Raw genomic sequence first — 23,074 nt, 5'->3', positions numbered from 1 at the left:
ACGGTCCTCTGAAACACGCCTGCATCGCCCCGGAGTCATGGGCCGTGCGGGCTTTCCGGCTTTTTTCCCGGAGCGTGGCCATGAATACGGCTGGGCGCTACGTTATGTCCGTTAGGCGACATTCATGGACTTATTGGCGTTAGTCGGCAATCCGTAGACAGGCTAAAGTCCCTCTACTGTTTCTGGCTTCTGGATGACCCGCCTGATGACTCGCCCTCGTTTCCTGCCCGACAACTTCACCCTGACCCTGGTCAGCGTGGTGCTTCTCGCCAGCTTCCTGCCCGCCAGTGGCCAGGTCGCCGTCGGTTTCAGCTGGTTGACCAATATCGCCATTGCCCTGCTGTTCTTCCTGCATGGCGCCAAACTGTCGCGCGAATCGATCATCGCCGGTGCCGGCCACTGGCGCCTGCACCTGCTGGTGTTCAGCCTGACCTTTGTCCTGTTCCCGCTGCTGGGCGTCGCGCTCAAGCCGCTGCTGTCTCCGCTGATCGGCGACAAGCTGTATATGGGCATGCTCTACCTCTGCGCCCTGCCGGCCACGGTGCAGTCGGCGATTGCCTTCACCTCCCTGGCCCGGGGCAATGTGCCGGCGGCGATTTGCAGCGCGGCGGCATCAAGCCTGTTCGGCATCTTCCTCACCCCGTTGCTGGTGACCTTGCTGCTGGACGTGCACGGCAGCGGTGGCTCGACCCTCGATGCGATCCTGAAGATCAGCGTGCAACTGCTGCTGCCGTTCATTGCCGGGCAGATCGCCCGACGCTGGATCGGTGCCTGGGTGGGACGTAACAAGGCCTGGCTGAAGTTCGTTGACCAGGGCTCGATCCTGCTGGTGGTCTACAGCGCCTTCAGCGAAGCGGTGAACGAAGGCATCTGGCATCAGATCCCGCTCTGGGACCTGGCCGGCCTGGTGGTGGTCTGCGGCGTGATACTCGGGCTGGTGCTGCTGGCGTCCACCGTGCTGGGCAAGGCCTTTGGCTTCGACCAGGAAGACCGCATCACCATCCTCTTCTGCGGCTCGAAGAAAAGCCTGGCCACCGGCGTGCCGATGGCCCAGGTGCTGTTCGCCGGCAGCACCATCGGCGTGCTGATCCTGCCGCTGATGCTGTTCCATCAGATTCAGCTGATGGTCTGTGCGGTGCTGGCCCAGCGTTATGCCAAACGGCAGGAGTCGGTGGCTGAGCTGATGGGCCAGGTCGATCCTTGATGGTTTCCAATCCATGAATCAGCGATTTGGATCGCACCCGTTTGGAAGCGCCTGACTGCCTTTTCAGGTGAGCCAGTTTCCAGGTCATTCCCGCCAACAAAAACGGGTCATGACCTCAAGCCACACCACTGGCGCAGAGCCTTTGGCTTGCGCCAATCCTTGTAAGCATTTTCTAGATGTCCGGCTATGCTCCCTCCATCACTGGAGGAAATGCCATGGACTTCATCTTTTTGGTACTCGGTGCACTGTTCTTCATCAGCCTGGTGGGCATGGCGTACGGCTGTGCGGCGCTGAAAAGGAGACGGTCATGACCGCCTTCTATCTTTTCGGCGGCCTGATAGCAGCCGGCCTGCTGGTTTACCTGGTCGCGGCGCTGCTGTTTCCGGAGGACTTCCTGTGAATCTTCAAGCCTGGGTCCTGCTCGGGGCCTTTCTTTTGCTGCTGGTTATTCTGGCCTGGCCCTTGGGGCGCTGGTTGACCAGCGTGATGGAAGGCCGCTTCGCCTTCGGTTCGCGCGTCGAGTCACCGCTGTATCGGCTTGCCGGTGTCCAGCCTGGAACGCAGATGGGTTGGCTGCAATACGCCCTGGCCCTGATCCTGTTCAACAGCCTGGGGCTGCTGGCCGTCTATGCCTTGCAACGGCTGCAAGGCGTGCTGCCCTTCAACCCGCAGGGGTTTCCCGCCATCACCCCGGACTCGTCGTTCAATACCGCCGCCAGTTTTGTCACCAACACCAACTGGCAGGCCTATAGCGGCGAGTCGGCGATGAGCTACCTGACCCAGATGCTCGCCTTGACGGTGCAGAACTTCATGTCCGCGGCCACCGGTATCGTCGTGGCGATTGCCCTGGTCCGTGGGTTTGCCCGCCACAGCGCCGACAGCATCGGCAATGCCTGGGTCGATCTCACTCGGATCACTTTGTGGGTCCTGTTGCCGCTGTCGCTGATCTTCGCGCTGTTCCTTGTGAGCCAGGGGGCGATCCAGAACCTTGCCCCGTACAAGGACGTCACCACGCTGGAGGTCATGCAGTACCAGGCCCCGGTACTCGACGCCGCGGGCCAGCCGAGCGTCGACGCCAAGGGCAATCCGCTGACCGTGGCCAGCAGTACCGATAAACAGACCCTCGCCATGGGACCGGTGGCCTCCCAGGAAGCGATCAAGATGCTCGGCACCAACGGTGGCGGCTTCTTCAACGCCAACTCGGCGCACCCCTACGAGAACCCCACCGCCGTCACCAATTTCTTTCAACTGATCGCGATCTTCCTGATCCCCACCGCCTTGTGCTTCGTCTTCGGTCATGTCGTCGGCGACATACGCCAAGGCTGGGCCCTGCTGGCAACCATGACCATCCTCTTCGTGATTGCGGTGATCGCCGTCACCCACTACGAGCAACTCGGCAATCCGCAGTTCGCCTCGCTGGGCATCGATAATGCCGCGGGCAATATGGAAGGCAAGGAACTGCGTTTTGGCATCAGTGCCTCAAGCCTGTTCGCGGCGGTGACCACGGCGGCTTCGTGCGGTGCGGTCAATGCCATGCACGACTCGTTCACCCCCCTGGGCGGCGCGGTGCCCCTGGTGCTGATGCAACTGGGCGAGGTGGTATTCGGCGGGACCGGCTCCGGGCTGTACGGCATGCTGGTATTCGCCATTCTCGCGGTATTTATCGCCGGGCTGATGATCGGACGCACACCCGAGTATCTGGGCAAGAAGATCGAAGCCTACGAGATGAAGATGGTCGCCATCGCCATTCTGGTCACGCCGTTGCTGGTGCTGCTCGGCACCGCAGTCGCCGTCATGACCGATGCGGGCCGCCTGGGCATCGCCAATCCCGGTGTCCATGGCTTTTCGGAAATCCTCTATGCCCTGACTTCTGTGGCCAATAACAACGGCAGTGCCTTTGCCGGGCTGTCGGCCAATACACCCTTCTACAACACGCTGCTGGCCGTCGTCTGCTGGTTTGGCCGGTTCGGCGTCATCGTGCCGGTGCTGGCGGTCGCGGGCAGCCTGGCCGGCAAGAAGCGCCTGGCGGTGACCGGCGGCACGATGCCGACCCACGGCATGCTGTTCGTCGTCCTGCTGATCGGCACGGTGTTGCTGGTCGGCTTGCTGAACTACGTGCCGGCGCTGGCGCTGGGCCCGGTAGTCGAACACCTCATGCTGTTCAAGTGAGATCAGGCACATGACACGTCAAGCGTTCTCCCTGTTCGATCCGACACTGCTGCGACCTGCCGTCGTCGACGCCCTGCGCAAGCTCAGTCCGCGAGTCCAGTGGCGCAACCCGGTGATGTTCGTCGTCTACATCGGCGCCATTATCACCACCGGCTTGTGGGTCCAGGCCCTCGGCGGCAAGGGCGAAGCCAGCACCGGCTTCATCCTGGCGATCGCCTTGTGGCTGTGGTTCACGGTGCTGTTCGCCAATTTCGCCGAAGCCCTGGCCGAAGGCCGCAGCAAGGCCCAGGCGGCTTCGTTGCGCAATCTCAAAAAGGAAACCTGGGCCAAGAAACTGCGCGAGCCCCACTACGGTGCCGAGTGGCAGTTGGCCAAATCCAGCGATCTGTGCAAAGGCGATGTCGTGGTGGTTGAAGCCGGCGACCTGGCCAACTCACTCATACCGGCCGACGGTGATGTGATCGAAGGCGCCGCTTCGGTGGATGAGTCGGCCATCACCGGCGAGTCAGCCCCGGTGATACGCGAGAGTGGCGGCGACTTCTCGGCGGTGACCGGCGGGACACGGGTCCTCTCGGACTGGATCATCGTACGGGTCACGGCCAACCCCGGTGAAACCTTCGTCGACCGCATGATCGCGATGGTCGAGAACGCCAAGCGGCAAAAGACCCCGAATGAAATCGCCCTGTCGATTCTCCTCGTGGCGCTGACCATCGTGTTCCTCGGGGTCACGGTAACCCTGCTGCCCTTCTCGCTGTTTGGCGTTGCCGTGGTGAAAGCCGGTGTGCCGGTCTCGCTCACCGTGCTGATCTCACTGCTGGTGTGCCTGATTCCCACCACCATCGCCGGCCTGCTGTCGGCAGTCGGCGTGGCGGGCATGAGCCGCATGATGGAGGCCAATGTCATCGCCACCTCTGGCCGGGCCGTGGAGGCCGCCGGGGATGTCGACGTGCTGCTGCTCGACAAGACCGGTACCATCACCCTGGGCAACCGCCATGCCTCGGCCTTTTTGCCGGCGCCGGACATCAAGGAGGCGGAACTGGCCGATGTGGCGCAACTGGCGTCCCTGGCCGATGAAACGCCCGAGGGACGCAGCATCGTGGTGCTGGCCAAGCAAAAATTCAACTTGCGGGAACGGGATATCGCGGCGCTCGATGCGCACTTCGTGCACTTTTCCGCGCAGACCCGCATGAGTGGTGTCAACCTCGGTGACCGGCAACTGCGCAAAGGCGCCGGCGAGGCGATCCTCAAGCACGTCCAGAGCCTGGGCGGCAGCTTTCCGGCCGCGGTGCAAACCAACATCGAGGAAGTGGCACGCCGGGGCAGCACACCGCTGGTGGTCGCCGACGGGGCCAAGGTGCTGGGGGTCATCGAACTCAAGGACATCGTCAAGGGCGGGATCAAGGAGCGCTTCGTCGAGCTGCGACGCATGGGCATCAAGACGGTGATGGTGACCGGCGACAATCGGGTCACCGCTGCCGCCATCGCCGCGGAGGCCGGGGTCGATGACTTTCTGGCGGAAGCGACCCCCGAACAAAAGCTGCAACTGATCCGCAGCTACCAGGCCGAAGGTCGGCTGGTGGCCATGACGGGGGACGGTACCAACGATGCCCCGGCACTGGCCCAGGCCGACGTGGCCGTGGCGATGAACTCGGGCACCCAGGCGGCCAAGGAAGCCGGTAATATGGTGGACCTGGACAGCAACCCGACCAAACTGATCGAGGTGGTCGAGACCGGCAAGCAGATGCTGATGACCCGTGGTTCGTTGACCACCTTCTCGATCGCCAACGACATCGCCAAATATTTCGCCATCGTACCGGCCGCCTTTGTCTCCACTTACCCGCAGCTCTCGGCCCTCAATATCATGGGCCTTACAAGTCCCAACTCCGCAGTGCTTTCGGCGGTGATTTTCAATGCACTGATCATCATCTTCCTGATTCCCCTGGCGCTCAAAGGGGTGAAATACCGCCCGGTCGGCGCGGCCTCGCTGCTGCGCCGCAACCTGTTGATCTATGGGCTGGGCGGGGTGATCGTTCCATTTATCGGCATCAAGGTGATCGACATGGCCTTGTCTGCTGTCGGTCTGACTTGAGGGGGTACTGTCATGCTAGCTCTGTTGCGTCCCGCCTTGACCCTGCTGATCGCACTCTCCCTGATCACCGGCCTCGCCTATCCGCTGCTCACCACCGGGATCGCCCGGCTGGTGTTCCCCTATCAGGCGGCGGGAAGCCTGGTGGAAAGGGATGGTAAAGCCGTGGGTTCGCTGCTGATCGGCCAAGGGTTCAGTGACCCCAGGTACTTCTGGAGTCGGCCGTCCGCCACCAGCCCCATGGCCTATAATCCGCTGGCCTCGGGCGGCTCGAACCTGGGCCCGCTGAACCCGGCCCTGGGCGATGCCATCAAGGGCCGGATCGACGCCTTGCACGCCGCCGATCCGGGGAACACCGCCACGATACCCGCCGATCTGGTCTACAGCTCGGCCAGTGGCCTTGATCCGCATATCAGTATCGCCGCCGCCCTCTACCAGGCCGCACGCGTCTCACGTATGCGCAACCTGCCCGTCGAGCGGGTCCGCGAGCTGATCGCCGAGCACTCGGAAAACATGCTGTTCGGGTTCCTCGGCGAGCCGCGGGTCAACGTGTTGGCATTGAACCTGGCACTCGACGCCGCGCATTGAGTGCCCACTGACCCAGGGTGGGCTTGATGGCCGAACAACGTCCTGATCCGGACCAGCTACTGGCACAGATCCGCGAAGAAGAAGCGCAAGCCAAACGCGGTCGCTTGAAGATTTTTTTCGGTGCCAGTGCCGGCGTCGGTAAAACCTACGCGATGCTGGCCGCCGCCCAGACCGCCAAGCTGCAAAATGTCGATGTGCTGATCGGCGTGGTCGAGACCCACGGCCGAGCCGAAACCATGGCACTGACCGATGGGCTTGAACAGTTGCCGCTCAAACAGGTCGTCGACAAGCACCGGACCCTGACCGAATTCGACCTGGACGCCGCTCTGGCGCGCCGACCGGCCCTGATCCTGATTGACGAGCTGGCACACTCCAACATCACTGGCTCGCGCCACCCCAAGCGCTGGCAGGATGTGGAAGAACTGCTCGGCGCCGGTATCGATGTCTGGTCCACCATGAACGTCCAGCATCTTGAGAGCCTGAATGACATCGTCGGCGGCATCACCGGGATCAAGGTCTGGGAGACCGTGCCCGACCATGTGTTCGACACCGCCGACGAGGTGGTCATTGTCGACCTGCCACCCGATGATCTGTTGCAACGCCTCAAGGAAGGCAAAGTCTATCTGGTCCAGCAGGCCGAGCGTGCGGTGCAGAACTTCTTCCGCAAAGGCAACCTGATCGCCTTGCGCGAGCTGGCGCTGCGGCGCACCGCCGACCGGGTCGACAGTGAGATGCTGCAGTACCGCCTGAATACCTCGGTCAAGCCGGTCTGGGGCACGCGCGAGTCGTTGCTCGCCTGCATCGGTCCCCACGAGCATGCGGAAAAGACCGTGCGCTCGACCGCACGCCTGGCCGCCCAGCTCAATGTGCCGTGGCACGCCGTGTATGTCGAAACCCCGGCCTTGCAGCGCCTGCCCGAGGCCAAGCGCCGCCGCGTTCTGGCGACCCTGAAGCTGGCCCAGAACCTGGGGGCGCAAATCTCGACCCTGGCCGGCCAGGATATTGCCGAGGTGTTGGTCAAATATGCACGGCAACACAATCTGTCCAAAATCGTGCTGGGCCGTGACGAGCACCTGCGTCGTCGATTCTGGCGCTGGGCGATCGCCGATCGCATCGGAGCACTGGGTGCGGACCTGGATGTGATCCAGGTCTCTCTTCCCGCCAGCCAGCGGATGCAAACCGAGACAGGCTTTACGGCAACCCACAGCCCGTTGGTGTTGCAACCCTATCTCTGGAGCGTGGCACTCTGCATCTTGACGACCCTGGCGGCCATGCCCCTGGCCCAGATCCTGGAGCAGGCCAATATCGTCATGATCTTCCTGCTCGCCGTCGTTGCCGCGGCGGTGCGCTTTGGTCGAGGCCCGGCCGTTCTGGCGGCCTTTTTGTCCGTGGCATCCTTCGACTTCTTCTTTGTGGCGCCGCGTTATTCATTCGCCATTGCCGATGTCCAGTACCTGGTGACCTTCTGTGTCATGCTGGTTGTCGCCCTGGTGATCGGCCAGATGACCGCCGGCCTGACCTACCAGGCACGGGTGGCGCAACGCCGCGAAGATCGCATGCGGGCGTTGTACGAGATGTCACGCCTGTTGTCGGCGGCCTTGATGACCGAACAGGTCGCGGAGATTGGCGCCCGTTTTCTGGCCGCCGAGTTTGGTGCACGATCAGCCCTGCTGGTCGCTGACGACGACAATAAGCTGCAGGCCCCGATGATCATCGGCGATCCTCCACAGGTCGACATCGCCATTGCCCAGTGGTCTTACGATAAAACCGAGCCGGCCGGCTATGGCACCGACACGCTGCCTTCGAGCGCCACGCTCTATCTACCCCTGGCGGCGCCCATGCGGGTGCGCGGGGTACTGGCGGTGCAGCCACGAGACGCCAGTCGCCTGGTGGTACCGGAACAGCGGCGACTGCTCGACACCTGCAGCTCATTGCTGGCGATCTCCCTCGAAAGGATTCACTACGTCAATGTGGCCCAGGACACCACGGTTCAGATGGAGTCCGAGCGCTTGCGCAACTCACTGCTGGCGGCCATTTCCCATGACCTGCGAACGCCTCTGTCAGTGTTGGTGGGACTCAGCGCAGCCCTCAAGCAGACAAGCCCTCCCCTGTCGGGCGATGCCGCACAGATCGCCAGTGCCGTCGGAGAGTCCGCGCTGCACATGAATACCCTGGTCAACAACCTGCTGGACATGGCTCATCTGGAGTCCGGCAAGCTGGCGCTGAACCGACAGTGGCAGCCGATCAAGGACGTGGTGGGCAGCGCCCTGAAAGCCCTGCAACCTATCCTGGGCAGTCATCCTGTGCAGGTTGTCCTGGACGACGACGTACCGGTGGTGCATATCGACGGCGTATTGATTGAACGCCTGCTGATCAACCTGATCGAAAACGCCGTCAAATACACGCCCGCGCAAACGCCCATCCACCTGGGGGCAAGGGCCACGGCTGAGACTATCGAGTTATGGGTGGCCGATGACGGCCCGGGTTTGCCTCGTGGTCACGAGGAAACCCTCTTCAGTAAATTCGTGCGCGGAAAAAAGGAAAGCTCGATTCCGGGTGTCGGTCTGGGCCTGGCCATCTGCAAAGCCATTGCCCAGGCCCATGGCGGCACCATACTGGGTGTCACCCGTCCGGAAGGTGGTGCGCTCTTCACCCTGCGCCTGCCTCGGGAAGAGCCGCCGGTCATTGAGCCTTAGGCTGATTGGTCACACCGAACGGAATATGCACGGAAGGCACGACCGCGCTGGCCGACTTCAGGTGCCCCGACTGGTCGTCGAAGAAGATGTGCGGTTTCAGCACCGCCAGTACTCGACCTTTCTCGATGCCGCCGAGGAAAAAAGCGTCGTTGGCCATGACGCCCCAACTCTTCAGTGTATTCAGCGCCCGTTCGTGGGACGGCGCACTGCGGGCGGTCACGATGGAAACCCGCAGACGGTTCTTGTACTCGGCGTTCTGCGCCTTGTATTTCTCTTCCTCCGACTGGATCTTCGCAATACGCACAAAGAACTCCTTGAGAGGTCCCGGGTTGTGGGGTTGCGCCACATTTTTTACTTCATGGGCGTGAAAGCCCACCAGCCCGGACGCCTGCATCACCGACTCGGACTCATCCCCCGCGAGGACGCCATCAAAGTCGAAGGCGATCCTGAGGGTATCGTCATCCTCGTCATCATCGGATTTCGAGTCCATCACCTGACCCGCCGGATACCCGGCCTTGATGGCGGCATCCACATCGGTCTTGTCGGCCGAAAGAAAGAGCGCAATATTCAAGGCCGGGATGTACTCGTAAGGCGACTTGCCCTGCATGAAGATCGCCCGCGTCATCCCCAGCCCATAGTGATCGATGGTTCTCATCACCCGCAGCCCCGTGTCCGGATCATTCTTGGACAGCAGCACCACTTCCACCAGGGGGTCTTGCGGATCGGCGCTCAGATCATTCAGAGAGAGCAGGCGCTTGATAAAAGGAAAGGCGATACCCTTGGGCAACGGCTCGTCCAGCTTGCGCTCCTGGAATTTCCGATACTCCTCCTCCCCCTGACTCTTGAAGACCGCATCCGAAGCACTGAGGTCAAACACAGCGCTCGATGCCACGCCAATCACCAAGCGATTATCCAGCTCATAGGGCATAACCAATCTCCATCGTCATGGCGACATACTATCAGTAACCGCCAGTCGATGGCCGTGACCAGCCTGCCCCCCGGCACCTAGGAAAAGAATCGATTCTCCGGGCGTGGTAATCCGAGATTTTCCCGCAGGGTCGTCCCCTCATATTCACGCCGGAAAATGCCCCGTGCCTGCAACTCGGGAACGACCTTGTCGACAAAATCATCCAGTCCGCCCGGCAACCAGGAAAACATGATGTTGAAGCCGTCACTGCCCTCGGTCTCCAGCCACTGCTGCATCTCATCGGCAATGCTCCGGGCCGTCCCCACGAACGACAAACCGGCATAACCGCCGAGGCGCTGGGCCAATTGACGGACCGTCAGTTGCTCGCGATCAGCCAGGGCCAGCACCCGTTCGCGGGAGCTCTGGCTGCCATTGGTTTCGGGGATTGGCGGGAGAAACCCGTCCGGATCAAACTTCGTGGCATCGACCCCCAGGGCCACCGACAGCGAGGCCATCGCACTCTGCTCATGCACCAGGCTATCGAGGTGCGTGCGGATTCGCCGGGCCTCCTCTTGCGTATCGCCCACCACCACAAAGGCCCCGGGCAGAATCTTCAAGTGTTCCGGGTTGCGACCGATCAGCTGCATGCGGCGCTTGATGTCGGCATAAAACGCCCGGCCCTCCTCCAGGGTGCCGGGCGCGACAAAAATCACCTCGGCCGTTTCAGCCGCCAGCTGGCGTCCCGGCTCGGATGAGCCGGCCTGGACAATCACCGGCCACCCCTGCACGGGACGGGCGATATGCAAGGGGCCGCGCACGCTCAGATAACGGCCTTTGTGGTCCAGGGTGTGCAATTTGTCCGGATCGAAGTACACGCCGCTGTCGGCATCGCGCACAAAGGCGTCATCCGCCCAACTGTCCCACAACCCGGTCACCACATCGTAGAACTCCCGTGCCCGGGCGTAACGTTCATCATGGGAAAAGGCCTGCTCCAGGCCAAAGTTCAGGGCCGCATCGGGGTTGGCGGTGGTGACGATATTCCAGCCGGCGCGACCGTTGCTCAAATGATCGAGGGAAGCGAACCGACGGGCGATATGAAACGGCTCGTCATAGGTGGTCGATGCGGTCGCCACCAGGCCGATATGTTCGGTGGCCTGGCTGAGGGCGGACAACAATGTGAAGGGTTCGAACGAAGTGGCGGTATGACTGCGCTTCAAGGCCTCGATGGGCATATTCAGCAAGGCCAGGTGATCGGCCATGAAAAACGCATCGAACCGGGCGCGCTCCAGGCTTTGGGCGAAACGCTTGAGGTGGGTGAAGTTGAAGTTGGCATCGGGATAAGCGCCAGGGTAACGCCAGGCGCCGGTGTGGATGCTGACCGGACGCATGAAGGCGCCTAGTTTGAGTTGGCGTCGTGCACTCATGGGGAACTCCATCGTCAAGAAGATTCCCGAGCATCGACCGGACGAGCTTTGCCTGTCCAATAATCAAACGTGCTGGCTTATGCCATTGCGCTGCGGCCTTAAGCCGATTTAATGCGAAATGATCCCGTGGTCAATCGCGTATTTGACCAGGGCCGCGGGCTTGTCGATGTTGAGCTTGCGGCGGATGCTCAACCGATGGGTTTCCACCGTGCGCACGCTGATATCCAGTTCTCGGGCCATTTCCTTGTTGTTCATGCCCTCGACCATCTTGCGCAGCACCTGGCTCTCGCGCGGTGTCAGCTCGTTATCGGCGGGCTTGTCGGCGATCAACCGCTGGGCGATGGCGGCACTGTAGAAGGTCCCGCCGCTGGCGATGGCTTCAATGGCGGCAATGATTTCCCGTGAAGGGGAATTCTTCAGCACATAACCACTGGCCCCGGAACGCACGGACTCACTGACATACTCCGTGTTGTCGTACATGCTCAGGACCAGGATCCTCAACAACGGGTAGGTTTTGCTCAACATCCGGGTCAGCTCGAGTCCGTTCATGTCCTTCAGGCCGATATCCACCAGCAGCAGGTCCGGCTGGCAGCGCCGCACCATCTCCAGCGCCTCGGCGCCACTCTCGGCTTCGCCCACCACTTCCAGGGCGGGCATGATCGCCAGCAAGGCCTTGATCCCATCCCGGACCAGGGAGTGATCGTCGACCAGGGCGACGCGGATTGGGTAAACCAGGCTCATCAGGGGCGCTCGCTCTTGTTGTGGGCTGAGTCAGTACTTTGTAGCGGGCATTTTAAGCGGCAGCAGCACATCCAGCACACTTCTTCCCGGCATCGACGCCAGCTCCAGGCGCCCGCCAAAATGCTCGACCCGTTCACGGATATTACGCAAGCCGATGCCCGCGTGACGCCGCTCGACCTGGGCGACGTTAAAACCGATACCGTCGTCGATCACCGTCAGCCTGATGGACTCGGCGGACCCGTGCAGGGTAATCGAAACGTTGTGCGCCTGGGCATGGCGTTCGATATTGGTCAGGCCTTCCTGCACGATACGAAACAACGAGACCGGCAGCCCATCGGCCAGTTGGCAATCGAATTCATTATTGTCGTAGGTCACCAGCAACCCGCTGCGCTGCTCGAACTCGGCGGCGAGCTGACCGATCGCCGCCGCCAGGCCCAGGGTATCGAGCAACGACGAGCGCAGGTCATGGGAAAGACTGCGCACCTCGCCAATCGCCTCCCCCAGGCGCTCGACGGCCTCTCGCAAAATACCCAGGCCCCGGTCCTGCCCTTTCTCCAGCACATGACTGGCCAGCTCGAACTGAAACTTGATGGACACCAGGACCTGGCTGATACCGTCGTGCAGCTCACGGGAAACCCGCGAACGCTCTTCCTCCTGCAAACTGACGATGCGCTGGGTCAAACGCTGAAGCTTCTTGTCCGCCAGGCGATGCTCGCTGACGTTCAGGGTCATGCCGCTGGCGAAGACCAACAGCACCGCCACCAGGGCGACCGCGGCAATCGCCAGCATGGTCTTGCGGATGCCCTGGGCCACCTCGTCACGAGCCTGCAGGGTGGCGCGCTCGACATCCTCAAGGTAAATACCGGTCCCGAGCATCCAGCCCCAATTATCCAGCATCACCACATAGGCGAGCTTGTCGGTCACCTGCCCTGTCGAGGGTTTGTTCCAGGCATAGCGTTGAAAGCCCTCCCCGGATTCGGCACTTTTCAGCAAGGCCTGGATCACCGGCAGGCCGTGGGGGTCCTTCATATCCCAGAGGTACTGGCCCACCAGCTCCGACTGTCGCGAGTGCATCAGGCTGCGGCCCTGGCGGTCGTAGACGAAAAAGTAGCCATTGATCCCGAAGCTCAATTTGCGCAGTTCTTCCAGCACCTGCTGCTGGGCATGGGCGTCACCCTTGCCGTCGTCATAGAGCGGCGCGATCAGGCTTTGCGCCATGGCGACGTAGTTTTTCAGCTCCGCACGCTTGCTCGCCAGAATGCTGTCTTCGATCAGCTGCGCCTGCTGATCGCCCAGTTGGCGGTTCAGGGAGATCACCAGCGCGCAGATGACCGCGATAGCCAGGACCAGGGGCAGGATCCCCAGGGCAACGATTTTATGCTTGAGCTGCATGACGAATTCCAGGGACTCTCAGTAGAACTACGTAGAGGCTGCGTACGTAGTCGTGCGGATACTTTTGTTGACCGCATCCACGGATATTGGGCCAGCTCCGCACCGCGGACACAATTATAAAAATTACCGCCGCAGTCTACCGACTGTTGGCAGGAGACACGCAATGAACCGTCTGGCTAAACACCTTGTCTGGTTTGCCGTGGCTGTCCTGGGAGCGTTTGCGCTGAGTGTCGTGGCCCTGCGCCGCGGCGAAGCCATCAACGCCCTCTGGATCGTAGTCGCCGCAGTCGCTATCTACCTCGTCGCATACCGCTACTACAGCCTGTTTATCGCCAACAAGGTGATGCAGCTCGACCCCAGTCGCGCCACCCCCGCCGTCCTCAACAATGATGGCCTGGACTATGTGCCGACCAACAAACACATTCTTTTCGGTCACCACTTCGCCGCCATTGCCGGCGCGGGGCCGTTGGTCGGTCCGGTATTGGCGGCACAGATGGGCTACCTGCCCGGCACGCTCTGGCTGATCGCCGGCGTGGTGCTGGCCGGTGCGGTGCAGGACTTTATCGTCCTATTCCTCTCCACCCGCCGCAACGGCCGTTCCCTGGGCGATATGGTCCGTGAGGAAATGGGCCGCGTGCCGGGGACCATCGCCCTGTTCGGCTGCTTCCTGATCATGATCATCATCCTCGCGGTGCTGGCGCTAATCGTGGTCAAGGCCCTGGCCGAGAGCCCATGGGGCATCTTCACGGTGATGGCGACCATCCCGATCGCGATGTTCATGGGCATCTACATGCGCTACATCCGCCCGGGCCGTATCGGTGAAATCTCCATTGTCGGCGTACTCCTGCTGCTCGGCTCGATCTGGCTCGGCGGGCAGATTGCCGCCGACCCGGTCTGGGCCAAGGCCTTCACCTTTACCGGAATCCAGATCACCTGGATGCTGATCGGCTACGGCTTTGTCGCCGCGGTACTGCCGGTGTGGCTGATCCTGGCACCCCGTGACTACCTGTCGACCTTTCTCAAGATCGGTACCATCATGGCCTTGGCCATCGGCATCCTGATCACCATGCCCGTGCTGAAAATGCCGGCGCTGACCCAGTTTGTCGACGGCACAGGTCCGGTCTGGAAAGGCGGCCTGTTCCCGTTCCTGTTCATCACCATCGCCTGCGGTGCGGTCTCCGGTTTCCACGCGCTGATCGCCTCCGGCACCACGCCCAAGCTGCTGGCCAGCGAAGGCCATGCCCGCTACATCGGTTACGGCGGCATGCTGATGGAGTCCTTCGTCGCAATCATGGCGATGGTCGCCGCCTCGGTCATCGATCCGGGCGTCTACTTCGCCATGAACAGCCCGGCGGCCGTGGTGGGCGCTGATGCAGTGAGCGTGGCGCAGACCGTCAGCAGCTGGGGCTTCGCGATTACTCCAGACGCCCTGCTGGCCGTGGCCAAGGACATCGGCGAAACCACCGTGCTGGCCCGTGCCGGCGGTGCGCCGACCCTGGCGGTCGGTATCGCGCAGATCCTCCACCATGTGCTGCCGGGTGAAAACACCATGGCGTTCTGGTACCACTTCGCGATTCTGTTCGAAGCACTGTTTATCCTGACGGCGGTGGATGCCGGTACCCGTGCCGGACGTTTCATGCTGCAGGACCTGCTCGGCTCCTTTGTCCCGGCGCTCAAGCGCACCGAGTCCTGGACCGCCAACCTGATCGCCACCGCCGGTTGCGTGGCCATGTGGGGTTACCTGTTGTATCAAGGCGTGATCGATCCGCTGGGCGGGATCAACACCTTGTGGCCGCTGTTCGGTATCTCCAACCAGATGCTGGCCGGTATCGCGCTGATGCTCGGCACCGTGGTGCTGATCAAGATGAAACGCCAGCGCTATATCTGGGTGACCTTGCTGCCTGCCACCTGGTTGCTGATCTGCACCACCAGCGCCGGCTTCATCAAGCTGTTCGATGCCAACCCGGCCATTGGCTTCCTCGCCCTGGCGAAGAAATACAGCGTCGCGCTGGACGCCGGCCAGGTGATCGCCCCGGCCAAGGACATCACCCAGATGCAGCACGTGATCTTCAACGCCTACACCAACGCCACGCTGACGGCACTGTTCCTGTTCGTGGTCTTCAGCATCCTGTTCTATGCCATCAAGGTCGGTGTCGCGGCCTGGGGCAGCAAGGAGCGTACGGATAAGGAGTCGCCTTTCCAGGCTATTCCGCAGGCTTGATCGAGGATTGCCGACGTAGATGAAAAAGGCTCCGTATCGAAAGATACGGAGCCTTTTTCATTTATCCGCAGCCAGCACAATACCACCGGGCGCATTGGCAAAGCCGCCCTCCCGCGTGGTGTTGACCACGCGCTCCAGCAGATAGCGCGCCGGGGGTTTGCCGACCGCCTTGCGGAACATGGTGACAAACCCGCTGGAACTTTCGTAGCCCAGGTCCAGGGCAACCGCCTGCACACTGTCACCCCGGGTCAGGCGTCGCAGTGACAGGATGATATGCAACTGCCGGCGCCAGCGACCGAAACTCACGCCGGTTTCCTGCAACAACAGCCGGCTCATGCTCCGCTCGCTCATGCCGATACGCGTAGCCCATTCACTCATCGGCACCTTGGCCGAAGGCTCGTCCAGCAGCCGCTGCGCCAGTTGCCGTAGCCGCCGGTCTCGCGGCATGGGCAAGTGCAGGTCTTCCACCGGAGCCTCGCATAACTCGTCGAGCAACGTCGCGACCAGACGGGCATCGCGCCCCTGCTCGTCATACAGATGTGGCAGGCTCACCGCCCGCAGGATCAGTTCCCGCAATAACGGCGAGACCGCAAGGGTGCAACAGAATCGAGGTAGATTGGCGACGGCCTCAGGCTCGATAAACAGGCAGTAGCACTCCGTTTCGCCAGAACTACGAGCCACATGCAGCATGCTGCCCGGGATCCACACCGCACATTGCGGCGGCACGATCCAGACCCCGTCCTCGACCTCGCAATTGAGGATGCCGCGTACCGAATACAGCAGTTGTGCCTTGCGGTGCTGGTGCTTGGCATGCTCCCAATCTTCGGAGACCAGGGAAGCATTCAGGGCATAAACGGGACGGGGAATGTTATCGACATCCCGTGAGCCCGCCAGATCGTCGGATGAACGTTGCATCAAGGAAATTGAACCTCGGGCCTGAGGGAACATTTGGCCGTTTTGAAAAATAGTGTGACCATATTGTGCAATGACGTCCAGTCGAGGGCTGAGTATCGTGTGGGTGATCCTATTGAGTACCCAGGAGTACGGACATGCGGGTCGATGCCACACAGTTCCCGCGGGTCTGAATACACACGGGCCGATCCACCTTGACCTAGGTAACCCCCATGCACCTCGTTGCCATCAGCACCGTTGAAATCCACGCAAGAGACAGTTGTTCAACAGCCCTGCAGGCTCGACTGAACGCATTGGTTGAAACCTTGCAGAACCTCTCCGGTTGCACCTCGTACAGCCTGACGCGCTGCTCTTCGCGCCATGACGTCTGGATCATGACCGGCTACTGGAACGCGTCGGCGACCATGGAAGCGCATTTCAGCCTGCCTTGCCTGGCGGACCTGTTCGCCCTGACGCTGGAGCGACTCGCCGATACCCTCAAGTTCGGGACCTTTGTGCTTGGCGCTCCCGACGCAGGGGAAAACAACGCCAGCAAGTCGGGGCAAGCTGCTTCAAAAACCCAAAACCGCTCAGTTTTCGTGGACTGAGCGGTCTTGGGGCTGCCTCACGACAACTCGTTCAGGACTCTACCTCTCGCTCACGGGCACAGCCCTTGTGCAATTCGGCCGCCAGCTTCTCTTCGTCCAGCGCCCCTTCCCACTTGGCGATAAACAGCGTCGCCACACCGTTGCCGATCACATTGATCAACGCCCCGCCCTCGGAAATAAACCGGTAGACCCCCAGTACCAGCACCAACCCCGCCGCCGGGATGACATCCAGGCTGCCAAGGGTCGCCGCCAGGGTGATAAACGCTCCGCCGGTGATACTGGCCGCCCCCTTGGAGGTCAGCAGCAGAATGAACAGCAAGGTCACCTGGTGCCAGAGGTCGAGGTGGATATCCAGCGCCTGGGCGATGAAAATCGCCAGCACCGTCATGTTGATACAGCTGCCATCGAGGTTGAAGCAGTAACCCGAAGGCACCACCAGGCCCACCACCGATTTCTCGCAGCCGAGGCGCTCCAGCTTGCCCATCAAACGCGGCAAGGCCGACTCCGAAGACGAGGTGCCCAGCACCAGGAACAGCTCGTCGCGGATGTACTTGAGGAACTGCCACAGGCTGAAGCCCGCCAATCGCGCCACCAGATTGAGCACCACCAGGACAAAAAACAGCGCCGTCACGTAGTAGCAGATCAGCAAGTTGCCATACGCCCCCAGCGAACCCACGCCGTACTTGCCGACCGTAAAGGCCATGCCGCCGAAGGCCCCCAACGGCGAGACGTACATGACGATCCGGACCATGCGGAAAAACGCCTGGGCCACCAGGTCGATCAGGTTCAGCAGCGGCTTGCCGGCGGCGCCGAGCATCTGCAAGGCAAAGGCAAACAGGATGGAAATGAACAGCACCTGGAGGATATCGCCCTCGGCAAAGGCGCCGAACACGGTACCGGGCACGATATGGGTGAGAAAACCCACCACGCTCTGTTCATGGGCCAGCTTGCTGTAGCCGTCGATGGCATGGGCATCTAGGCTCGCCGGGTTGATATGCATGCCGGCGCCGGGCTGCATCAGGTTGACCCCGATCAATCCCACCACCAGCGCCAGGGTGGTCAGCACCTCGAAGTACAGCAACGACTTGAAGCCGACCCGGCCGATGCGCTTGAGGCTCTGCATGCTGGCAATGCCGCTGACCACGGTGCAGAAGATAATCGGCGCAATCAGCATCTTGATCAGCTTGATGAAGGTGTCGCCCAGCGGCTTCATTTCTTCGCCGAGGCTGGGGTAGAAATGCCCGAAGACAATGCCCAGCACGATCGCCAGCAGCACCTGTACATACAGATGGCGAAACACCCCGCGCAGCCTTGAAGGGCGCGGTTTTCCTATTGTTATTGTTGTCATGGGTCGACCTTCTTGTTAGGGGGTGAAGCCGTTACGAGACGAGGTTGATCAGGTTCCCCGAGTAGTAGCCGTGCAGGTTGCCGAGGATGCCGTCGGCCAGGCGTTGCAGACTGCTCTGGCTGGCCCAGGCCACATGGGGCGTGACGATCAGGTTGGCATGGCGCTGGGTGAGCAAGGGGTGGTCAGCCGTTGGCGGCTCCTGGCCCAGCACATCGAGGGCCGCGCCGCCGAGGCGACCGCTGTCCAAGGCGGCGAGCACCGCCGCCTCATCCACCAACGGCCCGCGGGCGGTATTGATCAGCACGGCGCCGGGTTTCATCCGTGCCAGCTCCGCGGCACCGATCAGATGGCGGGTGTGTTCGGTCAGCGGGCAGTGCAGCGAGATCACATCGCTTTGCGCCAGCACCGTTTCAAAGGCCTGGTAACCCTTGCGCACAGGGATCGCACCACGGTGTTCGGCATAGAGCAACTGCATGCCCAGGGCACTGGCCAGACGTGCCGTGGCCTGGCCGATGGCGCCTTTACCGACGATGCCCAGCACGCTGCCCTGCACATCGCGGATCGGCGCGCGATGGACGCAGAAGTGCCGCGAATCCGGCCAGTCGCGCACGGCGGCGGCCTGGTAGGCGAACAGCTGCCGACGCAGGGCGAAGATCGACGCGATCACCGACTCGGCGACGCTTTGCGCCGAGTAGGCCGGGACATTGCACACCGTTACGGCGAAATCACGGCAGGCCACCAGGTCGATACAGTCGTAGCCGGTGGCGGCGACGCAGATAAATCTCAGGTTGGGCAGTTGCTCGAGTTCGGTCCGGCCGATGCGGACCTTGTTGGTGATCACGGCGTCGGCATTGCGGGCAGCTTCCACCACCTGCTCCGGTGTCGTGTCGGAACGGTCCTGCCAGTCCGTCACCCAAGCTGGACGTGCAATGCCCACGGGCAGACTGGCGCTGTCGAGAAACACCACCCTCATACTGCACGCTCCGGCTGCACGAGCTCGGAAATCTCGATCAGGTTCAGGTCCGGATCACGCACGTACACCGAGCGGATCGGCCCGGTGGCTCCGGTGCGCAACACCGGGCCTTCGATAATCGGCCAGTCGACACGGGCCAGATGGGCAATCACCTGGTCCAGGGGGATCGAGGCGATAAAACACAGGTCCAGCGCCCCCGGCACCGGCAGGTGCGCCTTGGGCTCGAACTCGTGACCGCGCACGTGCAGATTGATTTTCTGCTGGCCGAAGGCGAACGCCTTGCGCCCGCCAGCGAAGGTCTGCACCTGCATCCCCATGACCCGCACATAGAAATCCTCGGCGGCCACCGGGTCGATGGTGGTCAGCACCAGATGGTCAAGATGGTCGATCATGGTTGCAGCTCCTGGGTTCGGGTCGACGGCACCTGTTTTTCCAGGTTGGCGACATGGGCGGGTATCGGATGCAGGTCCAGGCGTTTGCCGGCCTTGAGGATCTGGCTGGGAATCTCGTGGCCGACCAGCCCCGGCAACCGTGCGGCAGCCGCCAGCACGCGGTCCAGGTCGACCCCGGTGTCAAAACCCATCAACTGCAGCATGTGCAGCAGGTCTTCGGTGCAGACATTGCCGCTGGCCCCCGGCGCGTAGGGGCAACCGCCAAGGCCGCCAAGGGAGGCGTCGAAACGGTCGACACCGGCCTCGATGGCCGCCAGGGCATTGGCCAGGGCCATGCCACGGGTATTGTGGAAATGCAAGGTCAGTTGCAGCGCCGGAAAACGCTCGCGCACCGCACGAGACAGCGCCTCGACCTGGCTCGGGTAGGCCATGCCGGTGGTGTCGCACAAGGTCACCCCGCGGGCGCCTCGTTCGGCAAAGCGCTCGACCCAGTGCAACACTTCCCCCACCGGCACATCGCCCTGCATCGGGCAACCGAACACCGTCGACAACGACACATTGATCGCCACCGGTGCCTGGCCGATCACACTGAACACTTCGCTGAGCTGGGCAAACGACTGCTCGCGGCTCATGCGCAGGTTGGAACGGTTGTGGGGTTCGCTGACCGACATCACCAGATTGGCTTCATCGATAGTGCACGCCAGGGCCCGCTCGGCGCCGCGCACATTGGGCACCAGCACGGTGTACTCCACCGCCGGATTGCGGCGGATGCCATGCATCACCGCTTCGGCATCCCGCAGCGCTGTAATGGCCTTGGGCGAGGTGAACGAGGTGACCTCGATCTTGGCGAAGCCGCATTGGCTGAGGCTGTCGATCAGGGCGATCTTGTCGGCGGTGTCGATAAATCGCGCTTCGTTCTGGAAGCCGTCACGGGTGGCGACTTCCTGCAGGAAAAGACGTTGCATGGGCATTCCTCGGGTTCAAATGATGCCGCGCTGGCGCCAGTCGGCCTGCTGCGCGGGCTCGATGCCAAGCTGGTCGAGAATCTCGCGGGTGTGCTGGCCGAGAGTGGGTGCCGGGCGCGCTACGCGGCCCGGTGTGCTGCCCAGCTTGGGCACGATGCCGGGCAAGGTCACTGGAGTGCCGTCGTCCAACTGGCTGTCGAGCAGCATGTCCCGCGCCCGGTAATGCGGGTCCTGGGCGATATCGGCGGCGTTGTAGATCTTGCCGGCCGGAATCCGTGCCTCGGTCAGGATCGACAGCACTTCGTCGAGGCCCAGCCGCGCGGTCCATTGGGAGATGGCGGCATCGATGCGCTCGACCTGCAACACGCGACCGTCGTTCTGCGCGAGGTCGGGATCACTCGCCAGATCACGGCGGCCAATCACTTCCATCAGGCGTTGATAGATGCTATCGCCATTGCCGGCGATCAGGGCAAAACCGCCGTCGCGACAACGATAGGCATTGGTCGGGGCGATTCCCGGCAAACTGCTGCCGGCGGGTTCACGCACGGTGTTGAACACCGAGTATTCGGGCAGCAGGCTTTCCATCATGTTGAACACCGATTCATACAGCGCCACGTCGATCTGCTGGCCTTCCCCGCCGTTCTGTTCACGGTGACGCAAGGCGAGCAGAATCCCGATCACCCCGTGCAGGGCCGACAGCGAGTCGCCGATAGAAACGCCGACCCTGACCGGCGTGCGCCCGGGCTCGCCGGAGAGATGCCGCAGGCCGCCCATGGCTTCGCCGATCACGCCGAAGCCGGGCCGGTCACGATAGGGTCCGGTCTGACCGTAACCGGAGACGCGCAACATGATGAGTCTGGGGTTCAATGCGTGCAGTGTGTCCCAGCCCAGCCCCCAATTTTCCAGGGTGCCCGGACGGAAGTTCTCGATCAGCACATCGGCATCGGCCACCAGTTGGCGCACCACCTGCTGCGCCTCGGCCTGGCGCAAATCCAGGGTCAGCGAGCGTTTGTTGCGTGACTGCGCGGCCCACCAGACGGACGTCCCGTCGTGCAGCAAGCGCCACTTGCGCAGCGGGTCGCCGGTGACTGGCGGCTCGATCTTGATCACATCGGCGCCAAACTCACCGAGCATCTTCGCCGCAAAGGGCCCGGCGATCAGTTGGCCGAGCTCCACGACCTTCACACCTTGCAGAGGTAAATCCATGGCGTTTTCCGTTCTTGTCGAGTACTTGTGACAGGGATAATCGACACAAACCCGGCAGATGAAAATTTCATATTTCGCCACTATCCTTTCCAAACTGGAAAGCCTTGGACTCTTTTGATGATCAATCCCCTGCATTTCGACCTGTTGTCCTTGCGCCTGCTGATCTTCGCCGCCGAGGCCGGCAACCTGACCCGCGCCGCCGACAAGGCCAATATGACGGTCTCGGCGGCCAGCAAGCGCCTGGCCGAGCTGGAGCGCACGACCCAGTGTCCGTTGTTCGTGCGGTTGCCGAGGGGGCTTGAACTGACGGCGGCGGGACAAGGGATGGTCGAGCACGCCAGGACGATTCTTGAAGGGGTCAACCGCATGGCCTCTGATGCCAGTGATTACGCGGTGGGCGTGCGCGGGCATATACGGTTATTCGCCAACACCTCGGCGGTGGTCCAGTTCCTGCCGGGTGACCTGACGCTGTTCCTGCACGCCAACCCCCACGTGCGTATCGGACTGGAAGAAGCTCTCAGCGAACCGATCATTCAAGCCGTGGAGAACGGACGCGCCGATATCGGTATTTTTGCCGACAACGTGCCGGCCGAGGGGCTCTACACACTGCCCTATCGCAACGATCGCCTGGTGCTGCTGGTGCCTGTCGGCCATGAGCTGGCCAATGCGGGCCGTGTGTCCTTCACGGACACGCTCGGCTTCGATTACGTCGCGCTCAATCAGGGCAGCTCGCTGCTGCGCCGGATCAACGATGCCGCCGTGAGCGCGGGCAAGGTCCTCAAGGTACGCATTCAGGTCAGCAGCTTCGACGGTATCTGCCGCATGATCGAAGCGGGTTTGGGGATCGGGATATTGCCGTTGCAGGCGGTACGGAGCGAACTGCTCGGCACTCGCCTGATAGCCGTCGACCTGAGCGATGACTGGGCGCGGCGCACCTTGTTTGTCGGGGTCAAGGACGCAGCGCAACTGGCCCCGGAGGCGGCCAAGTTGTTTGAGTATCTGAGCAGCGCAGAAAGGTAAACCGCCGGTCGTGCTGGAAAAGTAACCGCGCCCCTACAAAAATCCCACTCAACCGGGTGGCGTTTGTGCTGACGGCCGGTGCCAGAAAGCAGACGCTGGGCGCTCCCGCCAGAACGACGGCATTCGCATTGGCCACGGACCTGATTGCCGGTATTGAGGATTCAGAGAAGGGATAGATCGGGTATCCCGGAGTGCCCCTCGGAGGGCAGGTGTCGTTTGTGGTCTATAGTTCCTACCGGATCA

19 protein-coding genes are annotated in these 23,074 nt (G+C 62.1%); 9 read left to right on the top strand and 10 right to left on the bottom strand.

Annotation, left to right across the window (positions count from 1 at the left end; translation table 11 throughout):
* Positions 1–205: 205 nt before the first annotated feature.
* The 6 genes from M5B42_RS11035 (at position 206) to kdpD (ending at position 8,743) form a co-directional block, all read left to right on the top strand.
* Positions 206–1,204 (top strand): bile acid:sodium symporter family protein, encoded by a 999-nt coding sequence (locus tag M5B42_RS11035; RefSeq protein ID WP_248745826.1) that lies wholly within the window; start codon positions 206–208, stop codon positions 1,202–1,204.
* A gap of 307 nt (positions 1,205–1,511) precedes the next feature.
* Positions 1,512–1,604, top strand: coding sequence for a K(+)-transporting ATPase subunit F (kdpF, locus tag M5B42_RS11030; RefSeq protein WP_248745825.1), 93 nt, complete (start codon positions 1,512–1,514; stop codon positions 1,602–1,604).
* Complete coding sequence (gene kdpA / locus M5B42_RS11025) at positions 1,601–3,373, top strand: potassium-transporting ATPase subunit KdpA (protein ID WP_248745824.1); 1,773 nt, start codon at positions 1,601–1,603, stop codon at positions 3,371–3,373. Before kdpF ends, kdpA begins: the two co-directional genes overlap by 4 nt.
* Before the next feature lie 10 nt (positions 3,374–3,383).
* On the top strand, positions 3,384–5,462 hold the full coding sequence (gene kdpB, locus M5B42_RS11020) for a potassium-transporting ATPase subunit KdpB (protein ID WP_248745823.1): 2,079 nt from the start codon (positions 3,384–3,386) through the stop codon (positions 5,460–5,462).
* 12 nt (positions 5,463–5,474) lie between these two features.
* On the top strand, positions 5,475–6,047 hold the full coding sequence (gene kdpC / locus M5B42_RS11015; RefSeq protein WP_248745822.1) for a potassium-transporting ATPase subunit KdpC: 573 nt from the start codon (positions 5,475–5,477) through the stop codon (positions 6,045–6,047).
* A 26-nt stretch (positions 6,048–6,073) separates the two neighbouring features.
* Complete coding sequence (gene kdpD / locus M5B42_RS11010) at positions 6,074–8,743, top strand: two-component system sensor histidine kinase KdpD (protein WP_248745821.1); 2,670 nt, start codon at positions 6,074–6,076, stop codon at positions 8,741–8,743.
* Here kdpD and M5B42_RS11005 read toward each other — a convergent pair.
* From M5B42_RS11005 to M5B42_RS10990, 4 genes are all read right to left on the bottom strand, one after another.
* On the bottom strand, positions 8,730–9,671 hold the full coding sequence (locus tag M5B42_RS11005; RefSeq protein WP_248745820.1) for a 5'-nucleotidase: 942 nt from the start codon (positions 9,669–9,671) through the stop codon (positions 8,730–8,732). The genes kdpD and M5B42_RS11005 overlap by 14 nt on opposite strands.
* Before the next feature lie 77 nt (positions 9,672–9,748).
* Entirely contained in the window at positions 9,749–11,074 is a 1,326-nt protein-coding gene (locus M5B42_RS11000; RefSeq protein ID WP_248745819.1) for an LLM class flavin-dependent oxidoreductase, read from the bottom strand.
* 108 nt (positions 11,075–11,182) lie between these two features.
* Positions 11,183–11,815 (bottom strand): response regulator transcription factor, encoded by a 633-nt coding sequence (locus M5B42_RS10995; protein WP_248745818.1) that lies wholly within the window; start codon positions 11,813–11,815, stop codon positions 11,183–11,185.
* Positions 11,816–11,845: 30 nt separating this feature from the next.
* Positions 11,846–13,207 (bottom strand): cache domain-containing protein, encoded by a 1,362-nt coding sequence (locus M5B42_RS10990; protein WP_152739601.1) that lies wholly within the window; start codon positions 13,205–13,207, stop codon positions 11,846–11,848.
* Between the two features lie 163 nt (positions 13,208–13,370).
* On the opposite strand from M5B42_RS10990, the gene M5B42_RS10985 reads away from it, so the two are divergent.
* The gene (locus M5B42_RS10985) at positions 13,371–15,428 is read left to right on the top strand and encodes a carbon starvation CstA family protein (protein ID WP_248745817.1); all 2,058 of its coding nucleotides are present in this window, start codon (positions 13,371–13,373) and stop codon (positions 15,426–15,428) included.
* 57 nt (positions 15,429–15,485) lie between these two features.
* On the opposite strand, the gene M5B42_RS10980 is transcribed toward M5B42_RS10985, so the two are convergent.
* Positions 15,486–16,343, bottom strand: a complete 858-nt coding sequence (locus tag M5B42_RS10980; protein ID WP_248745816.1) for a helix-turn-helix transcriptional regulator — start codon at positions 16,341–16,343, stop codon at positions 15,486–15,488.
* Positions 16,344–16,552: 209 nt separating this feature from the next.
* Here M5B42_RS10980 and M5B42_RS10975 point away from each other — a divergent pair, with 209 nt between their 5' ends.
* Complete coding sequence (locus M5B42_RS10975; RefSeq protein ID WP_248745815.1) at positions 16,553–16,927, top strand: antibiotic biosynthesis monooxygenase; 375 nt, start codon at positions 16,553–16,555, stop codon at positions 16,925–16,927.
* Positions 16,928–16,958: 31 nt separating this feature from the next.
* On the opposite strand, the gene M5B42_RS10970 is transcribed toward M5B42_RS10975, so the two are convergent.
* Genes M5B42_RS10970 through M5B42_RS10950 form a run of 5 tightly spaced genes read right to left on the bottom strand, consistent with a single transcriptional unit; the run spans position 16,959 to position 21,811 of the window.
* Positions 16,959–18,275 (bottom strand): dicarboxylate/amino acid:cation symporter, encoded by a 1,317-nt coding sequence (locus M5B42_RS10970; protein WP_248745814.1) that lies wholly within the window; start codon positions 18,273–18,275, stop codon positions 16,959–16,961.
* A gap of 31 nt (positions 18,276–18,306) precedes the next feature.
* Positions 18,307–19,248, bottom strand: coding sequence for a D-2-hydroxyacid dehydrogenase (locus tag M5B42_RS10965; RefSeq protein WP_248745813.1), 942 nt, complete (start codon positions 19,246–19,248; stop codon positions 18,307–18,309).
* Entirely contained in the window at positions 19,245–19,640 is a 396-nt protein-coding gene (locus tag M5B42_RS10960) for a VOC family protein (protein ID WP_103494366.1), read from the bottom strand. Before M5B42_RS10960 ends, M5B42_RS10965 begins: the two co-directional genes overlap by 4 nt.
* Positions 19,637–20,605 carry a hydroxymethylglutaryl-CoA lyase gene (locus M5B42_RS10955; RefSeq protein ID WP_248745812.1) on the bottom strand — a complete coding sequence of 323 codons (969 nt, stop codon included), beginning with the start codon at positions 20,603–20,605 and terminating at the stop codon, positions 19,637–19,639. Before M5B42_RS10955 ends, M5B42_RS10960 begins: the two co-directional genes overlap by 4 nt.
* Positions 20,606–20,620: 15 nt before the next feature.
* Positions 20,621–21,811, bottom strand: coding sequence for a CoA transferase (locus tag M5B42_RS10950; protein WP_152740877.1), 1,191 nt, complete (start codon positions 21,809–21,811; stop codon positions 20,621–20,623).
* A 117-nt stretch (positions 21,812–21,928) separates the two neighbouring features.
* Here M5B42_RS10950 and M5B42_RS10945 point away from each other — a divergent pair, with 117 nt between their 5' ends.
* Positions 21,929–22,831: a LysR family transcriptional regulator gene (locus tag M5B42_RS10945; RefSeq protein ID WP_248745811.1), complete on the top strand. Its 903-nt coding sequence runs from the start codon at positions 21,929–21,931 to the stop codon at positions 22,829–22,831.
* The last annotated feature ends 243 nt before the right edge of the window (positions 22,832–23,074 follow it).

Origin of the sequence: Pseudomonas sp. MWU12-2037, assembly GCF_023242345.1 — a bacterium.
Lineage (GTDB): Bacteria > Pseudomonadota > Gammaproteobacteria > Pseudomonadales > Pseudomonadaceae > Aquipseudomonas > Aquipseudomonas gingeri_D.
The sequence above is the reverse complement of the archived record's forward strand: the minus strand, read 5'-3'. Positions and strand labels throughout refer to the sequence as shown.